We start from the raw sequence: 3,242 nt of genomic DNA, 5'->3' as shown, positions 1-3,242 counted from the left end.
GGCCGCGCGCGCAGCCGTCCCGGCTGCGGCGCGCGGCTAGGCGTCATGACCTTCACGGCCAAGTCACTACCAAATCTGGGGCCAACAGCCGAATGAGGACCGCCATTTCGAGCGACGGTGATCGCGCGGCAACGGCCTAGAGATACTTCGCCAGATCGGTGAGGCGGGACAGTTTCTCGCGCGCTTCCCGTGACAATGGGCCGACCACCTCCTCAAGATGATGCTCGATATGATCGGCGACGAGAAGCGTCTTGGTCTTGTCGAGCGCGCTCACGACAGCCTGGAGCTGCTGGGCCGTTTCCAGTCCGTCCCGGCTCTCCTCGATCATCCTGATAATGGTGGCGAGATGGCCCTGCGCCCGCTTGAGGCGGTTGAGCAGGTCGGGATTGCTGGCGTGACTCATGGCAGTTCCGATCACACGATTTCAGGTCGTCGGGAGACTCAGCCACCCGTTGACCCCCAGATACAGGCCGATCAACAGGATGACGCCGCCCGAGACATAAGGAGCTTTACGAACGATCTCACCGAAGCCGGCGAATCGCTTCGAGATGTGCTTTACGCTCATCGCGGCAACGACGCCCGACGTCACCATCGTCAGCGCCAGGCCGATGCTGAAGCAAAGGACCAGCGCCGCGCCGAGCGTGAACGCCTTCAATTGCAGGCATAGCAGCAGCACCGTGATCGCGCCGGGACAGGGAATCAATCCGCCCGTCAGCCCGAAAATGACGATCTGCCCGGTCGTAACGGTGCGATCGGAAAAGCGGCGGCGAATGTCGTTGGCATGGGCCAATTCGTGCGCGTCCTGATAGCCGGCGGTCAGGTCGAGGCCGCGCAGCCCTTCATGCATATGATCATGGTCGTCATGGTCGTCATGCCCGTGACCGTGTTCGACCAAGGCCACGTCGTAATTGTGCGAATGGCCGCCATGCGCGAGGCCGAGACGCGCGACGAACTCGTGCGGCTCGGGAATCTCCTCGCGCGATTCCAGAAACCCTGCCCGCTCGACGAAATCGAACGTCTGACGCGTGCCGTCCGGCCGCTCGGTTTCGAGCGTGATATCCTCGGCGCGCCAACCATGGCCGCGCTCGGCGGTCAGCCGAAAGCGCGGCGGCACGCCATCCTCAAAGACGTCGAGGCGCAGGATGCCATGCCCGGTATCAATGCGGGTCGAGGTGCCGTGGCCATGCTCATGGTCATGATCGTGCCCGTGGTCGTGAAGGGCCGACAGGGCTTGCTCGCGGCGCGCACGCCACAGCATCCAGGCGCCCATGGCGATGATGATGATCGCCGATGCGACCTGCAGATAGGGCTCGATCGTATCCGGCGCGAGCCCGCGCCAGAGATACAGGCCGCCCAGCGCGATCACCCAGACGATCGCCGTGTGGGACAGTGTCGCGCAAAGACCAAGCAGTACAGCCTGCCTCACCGTGCCGCGCACCGCGATGATGAATGCCGCCATCATCGTCTTGGAATGACCGGGCTCGAGGCCGTGCAGCGCGCCCAGCAGGATGGCGGTCGGCACGAACAGCCAAGCGTGGGCGGCGCCTTGCGATAGCAGGTCGGTAAGGGATGTCATGCGGCGCACCTATCCCCCTGGAGGGGATAGGTGCAAGCAGAATCGCCGCAGTAGATAATGGACAAAGCAGGCCAGTTTCCTCGAGAAGGCGGCTTGGACGTACCGCTCCGCTGATCCCCCGATCCCCCGATCCGACCGTTGAGTTGCTCGCCAGCCGACCGGTGCCGCCATCGACCGCAGCGCGGACGCGCTCCTGGGAAGCGCGGCGGAGCTGCGATGGTACGACGCGATCGATCAGCGGGACAAGCCGTCCTATAGTCTTGGGCTTTTCCGCCAGTCGCCAGATCGTGCCTGCCCCGCGATCGTCTTCCCGTCCACCGGATGGCGGGAACGGCGCCGTCGGGTGCGTGGATGCCGGTCGATTGACGGTGCGATCAGAAGGTCGCGCAACCCCCGGCCCAGATCCCTCGCGAACGATGCACAGCCGGCATGATCGTCGTTCCGTCGGCGTGTCCCCGCACCGTTTTCGGCTCCTCGGGCGCATGACCTGGGACGGTCGCGACCCTGCGAAACCATCGCCGCGCGGCTTATTTCCCCGCCCGCCGGGGCGGGCTCCTCGCGGTCGCTTCGCTTCAAATAAGCCTTCGGCTCCGGTCCTCCGCTGCCGCTCCGGCCTGCCGGTTCGCAGGCCCGCTGTGACCGTCCCTCCGGTCCGCCCATCGCCCGGAAACGGTTCGGGGCGACTTTTCAGGAGACGAACAATGCCAGCCATCGGTTATGTCACCCGCGACGGAGAAGGCTTCAAGGGCCAGCTCAAGACGCTCTCGATTCGCACCGACATCGAGATCATTCCCAACACCCGCAAGTCAGGCGACACTCAGCCCGACTATCGCGTGTCGGCGGCAGGTGTCGAGGTCGGGGCCGGATGGGTCCGGCGCGGCGAAATGAGCGGCAAGGACTATGTGTCGCTGTCGCTCGCCGCCCCCGAATTCGGCCCGCGCCGACTCTACGCCAACCTCGGCCGCGCCGCCGGGCAGGATGATGACGACGCCTTCGCGATCATCTGGAATCCCGCCGATTGAGCGAACCGCCCCGCGTCCGCCAAGGGCGCGGGGCATAAAGCGGTACGCCGGATTTGCCATAGCTCGCGAGGGACTCTGCAGGCGGGGGCGTCTGCACGGTCCGCTTTCCGTCGCACGGACGAAAGCCCGTGCCACCCGGTTCAACCCACGCCGCTTTTATACGAAATCGAGCCTCAGGAACCCGACCGACTGAGCGGACCACCCCGCGTCCGCCAACGGCGCGGTGCATAGCCGCCCCCTAAAACAAGGGGGGTCGGAATCGCATGGGTCGATTTGCGACCCTGCCGAAGACGGCCGGATCGATCCAATCCGCGCTCATCAGCCGGCGCACGATGCACCGGCCCAGATGGACTGGAATCATGGACGATACCGCCGAACGCGCGCAGGCCGCGCGCGAGACCTGCCCCTTCCTCACTGCCAAGCAGGCGGCCTTTCATCTCGGCCTCGCCTACTCGACACTGAAGCGCCTGCGCCAGACGGGAACGGGTCCGAAATGCCGCCTGCATGGCCGCACCTGGCGCTACCATATCGACGATATCGAGCTGTGGTCGGCGGCCCGCGCGCGCGGAGCGACCGTGGTTGAGCGCCGCGACCTGCCGCTTTTCGCTTGGGGCAACGCGCTGCGCGCCGCCCGTGCACGCCGC

4 protein-coding genes are annotated in these 3,242 nt (G+C 65.7%); 2 read left to right on the top strand and 2 right to left on the bottom strand.

Annotated features, from left to right (window positions below):
• Positions 1–136: 136 nt before the first annotated feature.
• Entirely contained in the window at positions 137–403 is a 267-nt protein-coding gene (locus tag NW75_RS19720; protein ID WP_033967051.1) for a metal-sensing transcriptional repressor, read from the bottom strand.
• A gap of 21 nt (positions 404–424) precedes the next feature.
• Positions 425–1,576 carry a nickel/cobalt efflux transporter gene (locus tag NW75_RS19715; protein WP_033967047.1) on the bottom strand — a complete coding sequence of 384 codons (1,152 nt, stop codon included), beginning with the start codon at positions 1,574–1,576 and terminating at the stop codon, positions 425–427.
• A 701-nt stretch (positions 1,577–2,277) separates the two neighbouring features.
• Here NW75_RS19715 and NW75_RS19710 point away from each other — a divergent pair.
• Both NW75_RS19710 and NW75_RS19705 read left to right on the top strand, forming a co-directional pair.
• Positions 2,278–2,598, top strand: a complete 321-nt coding sequence (locus NW75_RS19710; RefSeq protein WP_033967046.1) for a DUF736 domain-containing protein — start codon at positions 2,278–2,280, stop codon at positions 2,596–2,598.
• A 359-nt stretch (positions 2,599–2,957) separates the two neighbouring features.
• Positions 2,958–3,242, top strand: a 285-nt coding sequence (locus tag NW75_RS19705) for a helix-turn-helix transcriptional regulator (RefSeq protein ID WP_156143085.1), incomplete at its 3' end; no start/stop codon positions are given.

Source organism: Sphingomonas sp. Ant H11 (assembly GCF_000797515.1).
In the GTDB taxonomy this organism is placed as follows: domain Bacteria; phylum Pseudomonadota; class Alphaproteobacteria; order Sphingomonadales; family Sphingomonadaceae; genus Sphingomonas.
This window is presented reverse-complemented; position numbering and strand designations above follow the sequence as displayed.